This window comes from Pseudomonas sp. GM80 (assembly GCF_000282515.1).
GTDB lineage: Bacteria > Pseudomonadota > Gammaproteobacteria > Pseudomonadales > Pseudomonadaceae > Aquipseudomonas.
The window spans coordinates 1-15,815 of sequence record NZ_AKJD01000022.1; the positions used below are offsets into that span (position 1 = coordinate 1).

Here is a 15,815-nt window from a genome sequence, read left to right on the forward strand (position 1 = left end):
CGGCTCGACGCCCGCCGGTAGTAATCCTCGGCATTCTCGAAACCGTGCAACGGCGCGGTCACCCGGCCATCGAAATCCCAGAACGTGCGCATGTTCTCCAGCGAACCGAGCGCTGCCAAAGCCGCCAGTCCATCCTCGCGTCCATCGTGCTGAAACTGCCGTTGCTTGTTCTTGATGTAGGCGACCATCTCGCGCATGAAGTGCGCCTGATAGACCTTGGAAAAGCCCTGGCCGATACGGTCGGCGCATTGATCGAGGCGGAACGGCACCGACACTGCCACTGCACCGAGCACGCCGCTGGCGCTACCGGTTTCACCCAGATGTTTGAGCAATACGTTGCCACCCAGCGAATAGCCGACGGCGTACAACGGCGCCAACGGGCGTTTCGCGCGCAGGTGTTTGATGGTTTCGGCGAGGTCTTCGCTGGCGCCGGAGTGGTAGCTGCGTGGCAGCAGATTCGGTTCGCCCGAGCAACCGCGCCAGTTCAGCGCAACGCTGGCCCAGCCCTGATCGGCCAAGGCTTTTTGCACGCCGGCGACATAAGGCGAATTGGAAGAACCGGTCAGGCCATGCAGCACCAGCACCAACGGCGCATCGGCCGTGTGCGGGCCATGCCAGTCGAGGTCGAGAAAGTCGCCATCCTCAAGCCACAGGCGCTCGCGCTCACGCTGGATATGCACGGTTTTGCGCCACAGCGGCCCCCACAAGGTTTGCAGGTGCGGATTGCCGAGGCCGAGGGCGGGGGTGAAGCGTTCTGAAGAGGCGGACACGATGGTTCTCGATGCAGCGCGGCGACCCTGTGGGAAGGGCCGCCGCTTATTCAGACCGGTCGATTAACCGGCGATCTCTGCCGTACGTTGCCACAGCGCGTAGTAAACCCGGCCGGATTTCTGTTCGCGGTGCAGGCGCCAGTTGCCCGGCAGGCCCAGCGTCGACGGCGCGGTTTCACTTTCAGTGTAGATCCACGAATCGGGCGCCAGCCACTGACGTTCTTCGAGCAAGGTGCAAACGGCGGGCAGCAGGTTCTGGTTGAACGGCGGGTCGAGGAACACCAGGTCGTACGCACTGGCGGTCTGGGTTTCCAGATAACGCAGCGCGTCCGCTGTCTGCACTTGGCCGTTGGTGCAGCGCAGCGTGCCGAGGTGTTCTTTGAGGCTGGACACCGCGATGTTGCTGGCGTCCAGCGCCTGGCCCATGGCCGCGCCACGCGACAGTGCTTCGAGGAACAGCGCGCCGCTGCCGGCGAACGGGTCGAGTACCTTGGCCCCTTCAACGTACGGCGCCAACCAGTTGAACAGGGTTTCACGCACACGGTCCGGCGTCGGGCGCAGGCCCGGAGCGTCGGGGAAGCTCAGCTTGCGGCTGCGCCATTGACCGCCAATGATGCGCAACTGGTTCACACCGTTGTGAACGTTGTGCGCAGGCTTTTTAGGGGAACGAGTTGCCATTAATGCTCCGGAACCCCGAGCGGTTGCTCGGCAGGTTTATCAGAAGGGGCCGGTAACGGCTTTTGCGGCACGGTCGGGCCAGCGGTGACGATGACCATTTTGTCCGTGCTCAGGTGTTTGTTCAGGGCGTCGCGGACTTGTTCCACGGTCAGGCTTTGCGACTGACGCATGAAGTCGTCCAGATAGCTCAACGGCAGATTATAGAAGCCCATCGCGCCGAGTTGGCCGACGATATCGGCATTGCTCGCGGTGGACAGCGGGAAGCTGCCGGCGAGTTCACGCTTGGCATCGTCGAGTTCTTTCTGCGTCGGCCCGGTTTTTAGGTAGTCGGCGAGCACATCCTGCACCAGTTTCAGGGTGCCTTCGCTCATTTCCGCGCGGGTCTGCAGGTTGATCATGAACGGACCACGCGCCTGCATCGGGCTGAAACCCGAATACACGCCGTAAGTCAGGCCACGCTTCTCGCGCACTTCGCTCATCAGGCGTGTACCGAAACCGCCGCCGCCGAGGATCTGGTTGCCCATCGATAGCGCCGCGTAATCCGGATCGTCACGGTCGATGCCCAGTTGCGCGAGCATCAGGTTGGTCTGCTTCGACGGGAATTCGATATGGCCAGTGCTGGCCTTCGGTTCCTGCGGCTGCGCGATCTTCGCCAGCGCCGGGCCTTTCGGCAGGGCAGTAGAGACCTGATTGGCAATCGCCTCGGCTTCTGCGCGAGACAAGTCACCGACCAGCGCGATCACCACGTTGCCAGCCGCGTAGGCCTTGGCGTGGAATTCACGCAATTGCGCAAGGGTGATCTTCGGCACACTTTGCGGATTGCCGTCGCTCGAATGCGCGTACGGGTGATCGCCGTACAGACGTTTCATCAGCTCAAGGCTGGCGAGTTTGCCGGGGTTCTGTTTCTGGTATTCGAAACCGGCGAGCATCTGGTTTTTGATGCGTGCAAAGGAGTCAGCCGGGAAGGTCGGTTTACCGACCACTTCCGAGAACAGCTTCAGCGCCGGTTCACGTTGCTCAGGCGCACTCAGACTGCGCAGCGAAGCCAGCGCCATGTCCTTGAAAGCACCGTTGCCGAAATCCGCACCGAGGCCTTCGAAACCCTGAGCGATGGCGCCGACGTCTTTGCCAGCCACACCTTCGTTGAGCATCGCGTTGGTCAGCACTGCCAGACCCGAGGCGCTGCCGTCCTGGCTGCTGCCGGCGGCGAAGATCAGGCGCATGTCGAACATCGGCAACTCGTGGGCTTCGACGAACAGCACCTTGGCGCCCTCGGCGGTGTTCCAGGTCTGTACATCGAGTTTGCGGCTGGCCGGGGCTTTGCCGTCGAGCTCGGCCAGCGATTGCAGCTTCTGGCTGGTCTTGGCGTTGTCGAGGGCTTCGCTGGCCTTGCTGTCAGCGCTTGGCGACAGATAGAAAGCAGCAGAGCCGATCACCGCCACGGCGATCAGGCCGAGCAGCATCAAACGTGGGGTTTTGCGCTCACTCATGAGTCGTCTCCAGTGGCAGGACGTGGGCGACGCTGAGACGTTCGCGGGTGAAATACAGCTTGGCGGCGTTCTGGATGTCTTGCGGGGTCACGCTTTCCAGGTCGGCGAGTTCGGTGTCCATCAGTTTCCACGACAGGCCGACGGTTTCCAGTTGGCCAATCGCCGTGGCCTGGCTGGTGATCGAATCACGCTCAAAGACCAGGCCGGCAATTACTTGTGCACGCACGCGCTCCAGCTCTTCGGCGGACGGTGCGGTGGTTTTCAGCTGTTCCAGCAGTTTCCACAGACCGGCTTCGGCTTGCGCCATGGTCTTTTTCTTCTGCGTGTTCGGCGTTGCCGAGAGGGTGAACAGGCTGTCGCCACGGGTGTAGGCGTCGTAGTTCGACGAACCGCCGGAAACCAGTTCCTCACCACGTTCCAGTTGCGTCGGGATGCGACCGCTGTAGCCGCCGTCGAGCAACGCCGAAATCAGACGCAGGGCGTTGACCGAACGCTTGTCTTCAGCGGTGGCGATGCTGGGCACGTTGAAGCCGAGCATCAGGCTAGGCAGTTGTGTCTGCACGTGCAGGGTGATCTGGCGTTCGCCCGGCTCGGCCAGTTCCAGCGGTTTTTTCGCCGGTGGCACGTCGCGTTTGGCGATCGGGCCGAAATAGCGCTGGGCCAAGGTTTTCACCTCGTCCGGAGTGACGTCGCCGACCACCACCAGCGTGGCGTTGTTCGGCACGTACCAGGATTGGTACCAGTGGCGCAGCTCTTCGACCTTCATGCGATCGAGGTCAGCCATCCAGCCAATGGTTGGCGTGTGATAGCCGCTGGCCGGGTAGGCCATGGCTTTATAGCGTTCGTAAGCCTTGGACATCGGCTTGTCATCGGTGCGCAAGCGGCGCTCCTCCTTGATGACTTCGATTTCCTTGGCGAACTCGTCGGCCGGCAGGCGCAGGTTGGCCATGCGATCGGCTTCCAGTTCAAAGGCTACGCCCAGACGGTCGCGGGCCAGCACCTGGTAATAAGCGGTGAAGTCGTCGCTGGTGAAGGCGTTCTCTTCGGCGCCCAGATCGCGCAGGATCAGCGACGCTTCGCCGGGGCCGACTTTCTCGCTGCCCTTGAACATCATGTGCTCAAGCGCGTGAGACAGACCGGTCTGGCCCGGGGTTTCGTAGCTGGAGCCGACCTTGTACCAGACCTGCGAGACCACCACTGGCGCGCGATGGTCTTCGCGCACGACGACCTTGAGGCCGTTGTCGAGGGTGAATTCGTGAGTCGGTTGCGGGTCGGCCGCCAGGGCCGAAAGGGGCAGGCAGACTGTGCTGAGCAGCAGGCCTGCGGCGCGGCGGGCTAGAGCATTCATTCGTTTTTTAACCTGTTGGGCTGCCCGCTTGGTCTTAGCCTAGGCGGGCGAGGAGGTGCTAGGATACTGATCCGTTTTACTGGCGGCCACGCCTATCAAGCCACTGATCGGTCGATAGGTTGTATGGGTTTCCGGCAGAAGCTTTGAGTTTGTCAGCTAAACTCTGCGTTTTCGCCGACGATGCCGTTCCAGTCCTTCGTATTAATCGACCTTTGAGGTGCCTGTGGCACCTCGACAAAATGTTGCGCGTGAACAAGCTGGATGAAACACAGTCTGTTCTGCATCGAATATTTATTTGCCGGGGCGCCCTTATGGCGCGTCGCTACCGTGAGATAGCCGTCCTCCATGTTTGGTTCCAACGACGACAAGAAGACCCCAGCTGCGGCTGGCGAGAAGAAAAGCCTGTTCGGATGGCTGCGTAAAAAACCGCAGGAACCCGTCGTCGAACAGCCGCCCGCGATTCCTGAACCCGCTCCCGCGCCGGCTCCGGTAATAGAAGAAGAGCCGGCACCGATCGTTCTGCCGCTTGCCGAGCCGGTGTTGCAACCGGTTGAGCCAGAGCCTGAAGCGCCTGTCGCGGCCGAACTGCCGCTGACCCCGGCGGCCGAGCCGTGGCTGACCTTGCCGGTGGCGGAAGAGCCGGTGGCATTGGTTGAAGAGGCTGCGCCACACGTTACGCCAGTGATTCCTGCGCCTGCTGCGTTTGTACCTGAAGTGGCGCCGGCGCCAGTGGTTGAGCCGATCATCGAGCCTGCGCCCGTCGTGGCTGAAGCTGTTCCTGAAATTATTGCGCCTGAGCCTGTTGCTCCGGTCGTTGTTGCTCCTGTTGCTCCAGTCGTGCAACAGCCCGAGCCAGCAGCGGCACCGGCTCCCGTAGTTGCAGCTCAAGTCATGCCGGTCGAAGTGGTTGCCGAAACCCCCGTCGAAGCCCCGCGCACCGAAGAAACCAAAGCCGGTTTCTTCGCCCGTCTGAAACAGGGGCTGTCGAAAACCAGCGCCAGCATCGGCGAGGGCATGGCCAGCCTGTTCCTCGGCCGCAAAACCATTGACGACGATCTGCTTGATGACCTCGAAACCCGTCTGCTCACCGCCGACGTCGGCGTCGAAGCCACCACGCAGATCATCCAGCGCCTGACCCAGAAGGTTGCTCGTAAGGAATTGGCCGACGCCGATGCGTTGTACAAATCCCTGCAGGCCGAACTGGCCGCGATGCTCAAGCCGGTCGAACAACCGCTGAAAATCACCTCGCAGAACAAGCCTTTCGTGATTCTGGTGGTTGGCGTCAACGGCGCCGGCAAAACCACCACCATCGGCAAACTGGCGAAGAAGCTGCAACTGGAAGGCAAGAAAGTCATGCTCGCCGCCGGTGACACTTTCCGCGCTGCAGCTGTTGAGCAGTTGCAGGTCTGGGGTGAGCGCAACAAGATCCCGGTGATCGCCCAGCACACCGGCGCCGACTCGGCTTCGGTGATCTTCGACGCCGTGCAGGCCGCCAAGGCCCGTGGTATCGACGTATTGATCGCCGACACCGCCGGTCGTCTGCACACCAAAGACAATCTGATGGAAGAACTGAAAAAGGTTCGCCGGGTCATCGGCAAGCTCGACGCCGACGCGCCGCACGAAGTGCTGCTGGTACTCGACGCCGGTACTGGCCAGAACGCCATCAACCAGGCCAAGCAATTCAACCAGACCGTCGAACTGACCGGCCTGGCGCTGACCAAGCTCGACGGCACCGCCAAGGGCGGGGTGATTTTCGCCCTGGCCAAGCAGTTCGGCCTGCCGATCCGCTACATCGGCGTCGGTGAAGGCATCGACGATTTGCGTACCTTTGAAGCCGAACCCTTTGTCCAGGCACTGTTTGCCGAGCGGGAGCGTTCATGATTCGTTTCGAACAGGTCGGTAAACGCTACCCGAACGGTCACGTCGGCTTGCATGAGCTGAGCTTTCGAGTCCGTCGTGGCGAATTCTTGTTTGTCACCGGTCACTCCGGTGCCGGTAAATCTACCCTGTTGCGCCTGCTGTTGGCAATGGAACGGCCAACCAGCGGCAAACTGCTGCTGGCCGGGCAAGACCTGAGCACCATCAGCAACGCGCAGATCCCGTTCCTGCGCCGGCAGATCGGCGTGGTGTTCCAGAATCACCAGTTGCTGTTCGATCGCACGGTGTTCAACAACGTCGCGTTGCCGCTGCAGATTCTCGGGCTGTCCAAGGCCGAAATCGCCAAGCGTGTCGATTCGGCGCTGGAGCGTGTGGCGCTGTCGGATAAAACCGATCTGTACCCGGGCGACCTGTCCACCGGTCAGCAACAGCGCGTCGGCATTGCCCGCGCGATCGTGCACCGCCCGGCCTTGCTGCTGGCGGACGAACCGACCGGTAACCTCGACCCGCGTCTGGCGGCGGAAATCATGGGCGTGTTCGAAGACATCAACCGTCTGGGCACCAGCGTGCTGATCGCCAGTCACGACCTGGCCCTGATCGCGCGCATGCGCCACCGCATGTTGACCCTGCAACGTGGCCGCTTGATCGGCGACGGGGAGGCTGGGGAATGAGCGCAACACGTAGCCCCAAGGTTTCCGAGCGGGTGGCCCCGAAAGCCGCCGATCCGCAGCCGCCGAAGAAGAAAAAACACGACGATGACGATGGCCCGGACTTCGCCACGCTGTTCCGCGCCTGGGTTGAAAGCCATCGCGCCAGCCTGCTCGACAGCCTGCGTCGCCTCGGCAAGCAGCCGATCGGCAGCTTCTTCACCTGCATGGTGATGGCGGTGGCGCTGAGCCTGCCGATGGGCTTGTCGCTGCTGCTCAACAACGTCGAACGTCTCGGCGGTTCGTGGCAGCGTGCGGCGCAGATCTCGCTGTACCTGCAACTCGATGCCAGCCCGCAGCAGGGTGAAGCGTTGCGCGAGCAGATCAAAGGCATGCCCGGCGTAGCAGACGCTGAATATGTCGGTCGCGATCAGGCGCTGGAAGAGTTCCAGCAACAGTCCGGGCTGGGCGAGGCCCTGCGCGAACTGCCGGAGAACCCGCTGCCGGGCGTGGTGCTGGTCACCCCGAACGAAGTCGACAAGGCGACGCTGGAAGCATTAAGACAAAAACTTTCCGAGCTGCCCAAGGTACAACAGGCGCAACTTGATCTAGTCTGGGTCGAGCGTCTGGCCGCCATCCTCAAGCTTGGCGATCGTTTTGTCTTTGGTCTGACGGTACTGCTGGTTTCTGCATTACTTTTGGTGATAGGCAATACCATTCGTCTTCATATTGAAAACCGCCGCACCGAGATAGAAGTGATTAAACTCGTCGGCGGTACTGACAGTTATGTGCGTCGCCCCTTCCTTTATATGGGCGCGTTGTATGGCTTCGGTGCGGGGCTGTTGTCCTGGGGTGTATTGGCGTTCGGCCTGAACTGGCTGAACGACGCGGTGGTTGGGCTGGCCGGCTTGTACGGCAGTGATTTCGCGCTGGCCGGAGTGCCAGTTGCCGACGGTCTGTCGCTCTTGCTTGGCGCGGTGCTGTTGGGTTATATCGGTGCATGGATTGCAGTCGCACGTCATCTCAGGGAGCTGGCGCCGAAGTAGAATCTTTTTTGCGCGTGATTGGCCTCGCGGTTTTTTGGGAACTTGTACTTGAATTCCCGGTCAATTTTTCGCAGTGCCGAGAGGCACGAGTATGTAAGTGGGAGGTTTTTTCGTATGACCAATTCTTTGCAACCTGCGTATGCACTGGTTCCGGGCGCGAACCTGGAAGCCTATGTGCACACCGTCAACAGCATTCCATTGCTGACGCCGGAGCAGGAGCGTGAACTGGCCGAGAGTCTCTACTATGAGCAGGATTTGGGGGCGGCTCGGCAGATGGTGCTCGCCCACCTGCGTTTTGTCGTACACATTGCCCGTAGCTATTCCGGCTACGGTCTGGCTCAGGCTGACCTGATCCAGGAAGGTAACGTCGGCCTGATGAAGGCCGTGAAGCGCTTCAACCCGGAAATGGGTGTGCGCCTGGTGTCGTTCGCTGTGCACTGGATCAAGGCGGAAATTCACGAGTTCATCCTGCGCAACTGGCGCATTGTGAAAGTCGCGACCACCAAGGCCCAGCGCAAGCTGTTCTTCAACCTGCGCAGCCAGAAGAAACGTCTGGCGTGGCTGAACAACGAGGAAGTCCACCGTGTGGCGGAAAGCCTCGGCGTTGAACCGCGGGAAGTGCGCGAGATGGAAAGTCGCCTGACCGGCCATGACATGGCCTTCGACCCGGCTGCTGAAGCCGACGACGACAGCGCTTTCCAGTCGCCGGCCAACTATCTGGAAGACCACCGGTACGACCCGGCGCGTCAACTGGAAGATGCCGACTGGAGCGACAACTCCAACCACAACCTGCACGAAGCGCTGGAAGTGCTGGACGACCGCAGTCGTGACATCCTCTACCAGCGCTGGCTGGCAGAAGAGAAGGCCACGCTGCATGACCTGGCGCAGAAGTACAACGTGTCGGCCGAGCGTATCCGTCAGCTCGAGAAGAGCGCGATGAACAAGCTCAAGTTGTCGATTGCCGCGTAACCGGTGAACAGGCAATAAAAAACGCCCCGATCAGCAATGATCGGGGCGTTTTCGTATGTGACGTTTCGTTTAGGCTGATCAGATCAGCGCTGAACCACGCGCAATTGCTTGCTGGCCGGCTCTTTCGGCAGTACGCGTTTGGCCACCACGTAGTGCTTTTCCCAGTACGGCTTGTTCAGGGTATCGATGCTCACCGACTTGCCGCGACGCGGCGCGTGGATGAAGCGGTCGTTGCCCAGATAGATCGCCACATGGTTGACGCGACGGCTCTTGATGTTGAAGAAGATCAGGTCGCCGGGCTTGAGGTCCTTGCGCTCAACCTTCTCGCCGTGACCGCTGGCCATGGCGTTAGAGGTGCGTGGCAGGTCAAACGTGGCGTCGTTGAACGCATATTTGACCAGACCGCTGCAATCGAAGCCTTTACTTGGGCTGCTGCCGCCCCAACGATAAGGAGTACCGAGGACATTTACCGCGCGGCTGAGGACGTTGCTGCTTTCCTTGCTCGCCATCGGTGGCACCAGCTTGCTGTGGCTCTTGCTGCTCAGCGTGGTGGTTTTGCTTTTGCTGCTTTTGCTCGATGGAGCCGAAGCATGGGATTTAGGGGTGAAGCCGTTAACGTTAGGAAGACGTTGCTCACGATTGGTGGCGTGGGCGGCCAGTGGCATTAATAGGCAGATGGTTAGCCATGTCTTGAAAAATGGTCGCATTAGGCGTGGCTCTTAAGTGGTAGCGCGCAACTTTATAACAGCTTTTTTGTCTCTTCCGAGGCCGTTGGTCGATTCAACCAAGGGGTCAATTTCGCTCAACAAGCGGCAAATTGACTCAATTGTCGGACAGAACCCAAGCCCCACAAGGCTTTGCGCAAGGTGTAACAGTGAAGAGCCACTTGTCGGCTCGACATAAAAAAGTCACAAAGATGCAGAAAATATTTATCTATCGAGGCAAACGAGGTCATTCATGAACCGCTATCAATCCCAGGATACGCACAGCAAGGTCATCGGTTACCTGTTGTGGATTTTAGGTTTCACCGGCGCTCACCGCTTCTACTACGGCAAGCCGGTGACCGGGACGATCTGGTTCTTCACCTTCGGTTTGTTGGGCATTGGCTGGCTGATCGACCTGTTCCTGATCCCAGCGATGGATCGTGAGGCGGATCTGCGTTTTACCGCTGGGCCGATCGAATACAACGTCGCGTGGATTCTGCTGACGTTCCTTGGCGTCTTCGGGGTGCACCGGATGTATCAGGGGAAATGGATCAGCGGGCTGGTGTATCTGCTCACGGGCGGGTTGTTCTTTATTGGCGTGCTGTATGACTTCTGGACGCTGAATGATCAGGTCTCGGTGCGTAACGCGCAGAATCGCGGCGCTTTCCAGTAACCTGTGGCGAGGGGATTTATCCCCGTTGGGCTGCGAAGCGGCCCTGAATCCGAGAACGCGGTGGAGATGATCCACCGCGTGCAACGGCTTCGCGACTGCTTCGCAGCCGAACGGGGATAAATCCCCTCGCCACAATATCCCTTGGTATCAAGCCTGGTAGCTGATCCGGCCATCCACCAAGGTGTAACGAACCACGCCTGGCAATGTATGCCCGATGAACGGGCAGTTCTCACCTTTCGACAACCAGCTCTCACCGGCCACCGTCGAAGCCTGCGGATCGAACAGCACGATATCCGCCGCACCGCCCACCGCCAGCTTGCCCGCCGGTAAACGCAACGCCTCGGCCGGGCCAGCGCTTAAACGCGCCAGCAACGTCGGCAGATCCAGCAAGCCATCTTCAACCAGGGTCATCGCCAATGGCAGCAACAACTCAACACTGCTGATGCCCGGCTCGGTCGCGCCGAACGGTGCCAGTTTGGCGTCACGTTCGTGTGGCTGGTGATGGCTGGAAATCGCCGAGATCACCCCGGACTTCACTGCCGCACGCAAACCATCGCGATCCGCGCGCGTACGCAGCGGCGGTTGCACGTGGTACAGGCTGCTGAAGTCGATCAGCGCTTCATCGGTCAGAATCAACTGATACAACGCCACGTCCGCCGTCACCTTCAAGCCACGGGCCTGCGCCTGAGCAATCAGGGCAACGCCACGAGCGCTGGTCAACTGGCTGAAGTGCGCGCGCACGCCAGTCTGCTCGACCAGTAGCAGGTCGCGAGCCAAGGCCACAGTCTCAGCGGTTTCCGGAATCCCCGGCAGACCGAGGAAGCTGGCCACTGCGCCTTCGTGGGCGAGACCGCCCTCGGCCAAGTCATGATCCTGCGAGTTGAAAATCACCGTTAGATCAAACGTCGCCGCATATTCCAGCGCCCGGCACAGGGTGCGCGTATTGCGGAAGCTCTCCAGACCGTTGCCGAACGCCACACAACCAGCGTCGCGCAACGCCACCAGTTCAGCCAGTTGCTCGCCATCCAGACCTTTGCTCAGCGCGCCAATAGGGAACACCTTGGTGTTGCCGGCCTCACGGGCGCGGTCGAGGATCAGCTCGGCAACGGCGGAGGTGTCGAGCACCGGTTTGGTTTTCGGCGGGCAGCACAGGCTGGTCACACCGCCAGCAGCGGCGGCGCGGGTTTCGCTGATGATCGAGCCTTTGCGGCTATAGCCCGGCTCGCGCAGGGCAACGTTCAGATCAACGAGGCCCGGAGCGGCGACAAGGCCTTGGGCGTCGATGGTTTCCACTGCCGTGAAACCCGCTGGAGCGGCGCCGAGGGCGACGATCTTGCAGGCTTCAACGTGAATATCGGTGATTTGATCCAGGCCGCTGCTTGGATCGATGACGCGTGCGCCGAGAATGCTGAGCTTCACTGGGCGTTCTCCTGCTCGAATTGACGCTGCGCGGTTTGTCCGCTCATGGCCATGGACAGCACAGCCATACGAATTGCGATGCCGTAGGTGACCTGATTGAGGATCACCGAGTGCGGGCCGTCGGCCACTGCGGACTCGATCTCCACGCCGCGGTTGATCGGCCCCGGGTGCATGACGATGCAATCGGGTTTGGCCCCGGCCAGACGCGCGGTGGTCAGGCCGAACAGGCGGTAGAACTCGCCTTCGCTCGGCAGCAGGCCGCCGGTCATGCGTTCACGCTGCAGGCGCAGCATGATCACCACGTCGACGTCTTTCAGACCTTCGGTCATGTCGGTGTAGACCTTCACGCCGTATTGCTCGATGCCGATCGGCAGCAGGGTTTTCGGCGCGATCACGCGGATGTCCGGGCAACCGAGGGTTTTCAGCGCGAGCATGTTCGAGCGCGCGACCCGCGAGTGCAGGATGTCGCCGACGATGGCCACCGAGAGGTTTTCGAAGCCGCCCTTGTGCCGACGGATGGTGAGCATGTCGAGCATGCCTTGCGTCGGGTGCGCGTGACGGCCGTCGCCGCCGTTGATGATCGCCACTTGCGGGCAAACGTGTTCGGCGATGAAGTGCGCGGCACCGGAATCACCGTGGCGCACGACGAACATGTCGGCGGCCATGGCTTCGAGGTTGCGCAGGGTATCGAGCAGGGTTTCGCCCTTGCTTGCCGACGAGGTCGACACGTTCAGGGTGATCACGTCCGCCGACAACCGCTGGGCCGCCAGTTCGAAGGTGGTGCGGGTGCGCGTGGAGTTTTCGAAGAACACATTGCACACGGTCTTGCCGCGCAGCAACGGGACTTTCTTCACCGCCCGGGCACCGACTTCGAGGAACGAGTCGGCAGTGTCGAGGATTTCCGTCAACAACTCGCGGCGCAGGCCGTCGAGTGAGAGGAAGTGGCGCAGCTGGCCCTGATCATTGAGCTGCAGCGGGCGCTTGGTATCTAGAGGCGTCATCGCGAAGGGGACTCTCAATAGGGCGGATTAAAGGGACAGGTCTTGCAGTTCGAGCGTCAACGGCTCGGGGCCGGACAGCTTTACCCGTTCGTGAGCCGCCAGCGACAAGGTCGCGCCGACCACGTTGGGGCGGATCGGCAGCTCGCCGGCGTCCAGATCCAGCAGGCAGACCAGGGTCACGCTGGCCGGGCGACCGTAGTCGAACAATTCATTCATGGCGGCGCGGATGGTGCGGCCGCTCATCAGTACGTCGTCGATCAGCACCAGATGCTGGCCTTCGATCTCGAAGGGCAGGGCGGACGGGCGCACTTGCGGGTGCAGACCGTTCTGGCTGAAGTCGTCGCGGTAGAAGGAAACATCCAGCGTGCCCAGTGGCGCGTCGCTGCCCAATTCCTTGAGCAAGGCCTGTGCAACCCAGATGCCGCCGGTGCGAATGCCGATGTAACGCGGTTCAGTGATTTCACGCTGGGCAAGGTGCGCCTTGAGGCGGGTCGCCATCTGGCTGATCAGATCGGCGGGATTTGGCAGGCTCATGGTTGCTCCTTGTTAGGGGCGAGTCAGGTCCTTGGACGCGGCTCGGTTTTTCACTCAAAAGAAAAGCGCCGAAGCGCTTGTCAGGATTCAAACAATGCAGTGTTTTCATCGAGCCAGCCCTGCAACAGCAGAGCGGCGGCGATGGCGTCCACCGGGTTGTCGCGGTAACTGCCTTTTTGGCCGCCGCGCACCAGGCGCTCGCCTTTGGCCTCGAAGGTGGTCAGGCGCTCGTCGTGGGTATAGAAAGGCACGTTGAAGCGGCCGTTGAGGCGGCGGGCGAATTTTTCCGCGCGCAGGCACATTTCGCTGGGTGTGCCGTCCATGTTCAGCGGCAGGCCGACGACGACCGCGTCGGGTTTCCATTCTTTTATAAGGGCTTCGACCTGGTTCCAGTCCGGCACGCCGTTCTGTGCCTTCAAGGTGCACAGCTCGCGAGCCTGGCCGGTAATCACCTGGCCGACCGCGACGCCGATCTGTTTGGTGCCGTAGTCAAAGCCGAGAATCAGGCGCAGGGCCATCAGGCGTGACCTGCCTGGCTGGTCAGCAGGCTGAGGTTGATCCCCAAGTGCCTGGCCGCCGCTTCGAGACGCAGCTCGCTGCTGGTGTTGAAGAGGATGTCGGCGTCGTACGGGCAGGTCAGCCAGGCGTTGTCGGCCATTTCGGCTTCCAGTTGCCCGGCTTCCCAACCGGCGTAACCGAGGGCAATCAGGCTTTTCGCCGGGCCGACGCCGTCTGCGATGGCGAACAGCACATCCTGCGAGGTCGACAGGGCCAAATCGCCATCCAGTTGCGCGGTGGCCTGGAAGGTCTTGCCCGCAGGGTGCAGGACGAAACCGCGATCGGTCTGCACCGGGCCGCCGATGAAGATCGGCACGTGCTGGCACAGTGCTGGCGGGTCGATGTCCGGGCGCAGTTGCTCAAGAATGTCGGCCAGATTCAGCTCTTGCGGTCGATTGACCACAATCCCCATCGCGCCATTGGCCGTGTGCTCGACGATGTAGGTCAAGGTATGGGCAAAGTTCGGGTCGGCCATGTGTGGCATGGCGATCAGGAATTGATGCTTGAGGTAGCTGGGGCTGACGTTTTTCATGTGCGCTAGTGTGGCGTTCGGGGGGCAAACTGACAAGCTGGAGATGCTGACAACAACACAGATCCCTTGTTGGAACCTGGCTTTGTGGCGAGGGGATTTATCCCCGATCGGCTGCGAAGCAGTCGCAAAACCATCACGCACGATGTGTCAGGCAGGTCATGTCAATGGATTCAGGGCCGCTGCGCGCCCCATCGGGGATAAATCCCCTCGCCACAATGAATCTCATCGTCACTGAAATATTCAGTTGCTCGAGAGTTTGTCACCGCGAGCGAATTTCCAGGTACGAATGATTTCCAGACGGTCGATATCCGACAAATCGCCGGTAAACGGCGCAAACGGTGCCGCCAACCGGACGATGCGCTGCGCCGCCTGATCCAGCAGCGGCTGGCCGGACGATTCCAGCACCAGCACTTCATACAGCGAACCGTCGCGGTTGATCGACACCATCAGGCGCAAATTGCCGTAGATCTGCTTGCGCCGCGCTTCTTCGGGGTAATTGAGGTTGCCGATGCGCTCGACCTTCTTGCGCCAGTCATCTTTGTACCAGGCACCCTTGTCGCGCATGGTCGACGCCGCGCTCAAGCGGTGGATGCGCGGACGTTTGGCGTACAGCTGTTGTTCCTTGGCCAGTTCGGCTTCGAGGCTGGCGATGTCGCTGGACAGCTGCGAGCTGTCGAATTCCGGCGCATCAACCGTCGGTTTGACCTCGGTCTTGGTTTCTTCTTTCTTGGTCGGCGCCTTTTTCGGCTTTGGCGCGACGGTGGTCACCGCAGCCTTGGGCGCGGCTTCCTGCACTTCTGGTTTGGCGGCCGGTGGCGGGGTGACTTTCTTGACCTGATTGTCCTGGAACGGCGCCACCTCAGTGGTTTTTGGGATCGCCTTCTTGTCCAGCGTGCCGCTGCCTTCCTGATGCTCTTGAGCAAGAAAGTCAGCCTTCTCCGGCTTCTTTTCGCTCTTGAAGGTGGCGAGGGTGATTTCCAGGGTTTTGCTGATTTGCTTGGGCTCGACCATCGTGAAGCCGACGCCGAGCAGCAGCGCCAAATGGATCAGCGCTGCGAGAAACAGGGTAAATCCGAGGCGATCGGCGGGGCGCACGCCACGGTGGGCGAGTTCAGCGGGCAGATCGGACGGGAGGGTCATGACAAGAAAACCAACATCGCGCTTTTCAGAGGCTGCGCATGATAACGCAATGTTGGTTTCACGCCTTGGGCTTCACGCTTCAAGCGACAGACTGCATGTGACGTGCATCAAGCTTGTGGCAATTTGCCGGCGGCTTGCAGCTTCTTGGCGATGGCGTCCATCAGCATGCCGCCAATGTCAGTGCCAAAGGCATTGTCGATTTCACGGATGCAGGTCGGGCTGGTGACGTTGATTTCGGTGAGGCTTTCACCGATCACATCGAGGCCGACGAACAGCAGGCCTTTCTCACGCAAGGTCGGGCCGACCTGAGCGGCGATCCAGCGATCCTTTTCAGTCAGCGGGCGCGCTTCACCACGACCACCGGCCGCGAGGTTGCCACGGGTTTCGCCCTGCGCCGGAATCCGTGCCAGGCAGTAATCCACCGGCTC

The 15,815-nt window shown here is 60.9% G+C and carries 17 protein-coding genes and 1 pseudogene; 5 read left to right on the plus strand and 13 right to left on the minus strand.

The genetic code is table 11. The features are described 5' to 3' along the window. From PMI37_RS02775 to PMI37_RS02795, 5 genes are all read right to left on the minus strand, one after another. Window positions 1-770: YheT family hydrolase (locus tag PMI37_RS02775; RefSeq protein WP_008077826.1), on the minus strand; the 770-nt coding region annotated here is incomplete at its 3' end. 63 nt (window positions 771-833) lie between these two features. Continuing rightward, window positions 834-1,448, minus strand: coding sequence for a 16S rRNA (guanine(966)-N(2))-methyltransferase RsmD (gene rsmD / locus PMI37_RS02780; RefSeq protein ID WP_007913608.1), 615 nt, complete (start codon window positions 1,446-1,448; stop codon window positions 834-836). Continuing rightward, on the minus strand, window positions 1,448-2,938 hold the full coding sequence (locus tag PMI37_RS02785) for a M16 family metallopeptidase (RefSeq protein ID WP_008077828.1): 1,491 nt from the start codon (window positions 2,936-2,938) through the stop codon (window positions 1,448-1,450). The genes rsmD and PMI37_RS02785 overlap by 1 nt, the downstream gene beginning before the upstream one ends. Further along, on the minus strand, window positions 2,931-4,286 hold the full coding sequence (locus tag PMI37_RS02790) for a M16 family metallopeptidase (RefSeq protein ID WP_008077830.1): 1,356 nt from the start codon (window positions 4,284-4,286) through the stop codon (window positions 2,931-2,933). Before PMI37_RS02790 ends, PMI37_RS02785 begins: the two co-directional genes overlap by 8 nt. Window positions 4,287-4,438: 152 nt before the next feature. After that, window positions 4,439-4,633: a hypothetical protein gene (locus tag PMI37_RS02795; RefSeq protein ID WP_045122946.1), complete on the minus strand. Its 195-nt coding sequence runs from the start codon at window positions 4,631-4,633 to the stop codon at window positions 4,439-4,441. Here PMI37_RS02795 and ftsY point away from each other — a divergent pair. From ftsY to rpoH, 4 genes are all read left to right on the plus strand, one after another. Next, window positions 4,632-6,167 carry a signal recognition particle-docking protein FtsY gene (ftsY, locus tag PMI37_RS02800; RefSeq protein WP_008077831.1) on the plus strand — a complete coding sequence of 512 codons (1,536 nt, stop codon included), beginning with the start codon at window positions 4,632-4,634 and terminating at the stop codon, window positions 6,165-6,167. The genes PMI37_RS02795 and ftsY overlap by 2 nt on opposite strands. After that, the gene (gene ftsE, locus PMI37_RS02805; protein ID WP_008065082.1) at window positions 6,164-6,835 is read left to right on the plus strand and encodes a cell division ATP-binding protein FtsE; all 672 of its coding nucleotides are present in this window, start codon (window positions 6,164-6,166) and stop codon (window positions 6,833-6,835) included. The genes ftsY and ftsE overlap by 4 nt, the downstream gene beginning before the upstream one ends. Beyond that, window positions 6,832-7,857 carry a permease-like cell division protein FtsX gene (gene ftsX, locus PMI37_RS02810; protein WP_008077833.1) on the plus strand — a complete coding sequence of 342 codons (1,026 nt, stop codon included), beginning with the start codon at window positions 6,832-6,834 and terminating at the stop codon, window positions 7,855-7,857. The genes ftsE and ftsX overlap by 4 nt, the downstream gene beginning before the upstream one ends. 114 nt (window positions 7,858-7,971) lie before the next feature. Beyond that, window positions 7,972-8,826, plus strand: a complete 855-nt coding sequence (rpoH, locus tag PMI37_RS02815) for an RNA polymerase sigma factor RpoH (RefSeq protein WP_007897890.1) — start codon at window positions 7,972-7,974, stop codon at window positions 8,824-8,826. Window positions 8,827-8,909: 83 nt separating this feature from the next. On the opposite strand, the gene PMI37_RS02820 is transcribed toward rpoH, so the two are convergent. Further along, window positions 8,910-9,533: a C40 family peptidase gene (locus tag PMI37_RS02820; RefSeq protein ID WP_008077834.1), complete on the minus strand. Its 624-nt coding sequence runs from the start codon at window positions 9,531-9,533 to the stop codon at window positions 8,910-8,912. Window positions 9,534-9,783: 250 nt separating this feature from the next. Between PMI37_RS02820 and PMI37_RS02825 the strand changes: the two genes are divergently transcribed. Next, the gene (locus PMI37_RS02825) at window positions 9,784-10,203 is read left to right on the plus strand and encodes an NINE protein (protein ID WP_008077835.1); all 420 of its coding nucleotides are present in this window, start codon (window positions 9,784-9,786) and stop codon (window positions 10,201-10,203) included. Window positions 10,204-10,350: 147 nt separating this feature from the next. Here the strand turns inward: PMI37_RS02825 and PMI37_RS02830 are convergent, their stop codons facing one another. The 7 genes and pseudogenes from PMI37_RS02830 to PMI37_RS02860 form a co-directional block, all read right to left on the minus strand. Continuing rightward, complete coding sequence (locus tag PMI37_RS02830; protein WP_008077836.1) at window positions 10,351-11,622, minus strand: dihydroorotase; 1,272 nt, start codon at window positions 11,620-11,622, stop codon at window positions 10,351-10,353. Beyond that, window positions 11,619-12,623 carry an aspartate carbamoyltransferase catalytic subunit gene (locus tag PMI37_RS02835; protein ID WP_007913665.1) on the minus strand — a complete coding sequence of 335 codons (1,005 nt, stop codon included), beginning with the start codon at window positions 12,621-12,623 and terminating at the stop codon, window positions 11,619-11,621. The genes PMI37_RS02830 and PMI37_RS02835 overlap by 4 nt, the downstream gene beginning before the upstream one ends. Before the next feature lie 27 nt (window positions 12,624-12,650). Then, window positions 12,651-13,157: a bifunctional pyr operon transcriptional regulator/uracil phosphoribosyltransferase PyrR gene (gene pyrR / locus PMI37_RS02840; RefSeq protein WP_008077843.1), complete on the minus strand. Its 507-nt coding sequence runs from the start codon at window positions 13,155-13,157 to the stop codon at window positions 12,651-12,653. An 80-nt stretch (window positions 13,158-13,237) separates the two neighbouring features. Next, window positions 13,238-13,675, minus strand: coding sequence for a Holliday junction resolvase RuvX (gene ruvX / locus PMI37_RS02845; RefSeq protein ID WP_008077844.1), 438 nt, complete (start codon window positions 13,673-13,675; stop codon window positions 13,238-13,240). Then, window positions 13,675-14,247 carry a YqgE/AlgH family protein gene (locus PMI37_RS02850; RefSeq protein ID WP_008077846.1) on the minus strand — a complete coding sequence of 191 codons (573 nt, stop codon included), beginning with the start codon at window positions 14,245-14,247 and terminating at the stop codon, window positions 13,675-13,677. Before PMI37_RS02850 ends, ruvX begins: the two co-directional genes overlap by 1 nt. 240 nt (window positions 14,248-14,487) lie before the next feature. Further along, window positions 14,488-15,387, minus strand: coding sequence for an energy transducer TonB (locus tag PMI37_RS02855; protein ID WP_008077848.1), 900 nt, complete (start codon window positions 15,385-15,387; stop codon window positions 14,488-14,490). A gap of 107 nt (window positions 15,388-15,494) precedes the next feature. Further along, window positions 15,495-15,815, minus strand: a pseudogene (locus PMI37_RS02860) (glutathione synthase); the annotation flags it as partial.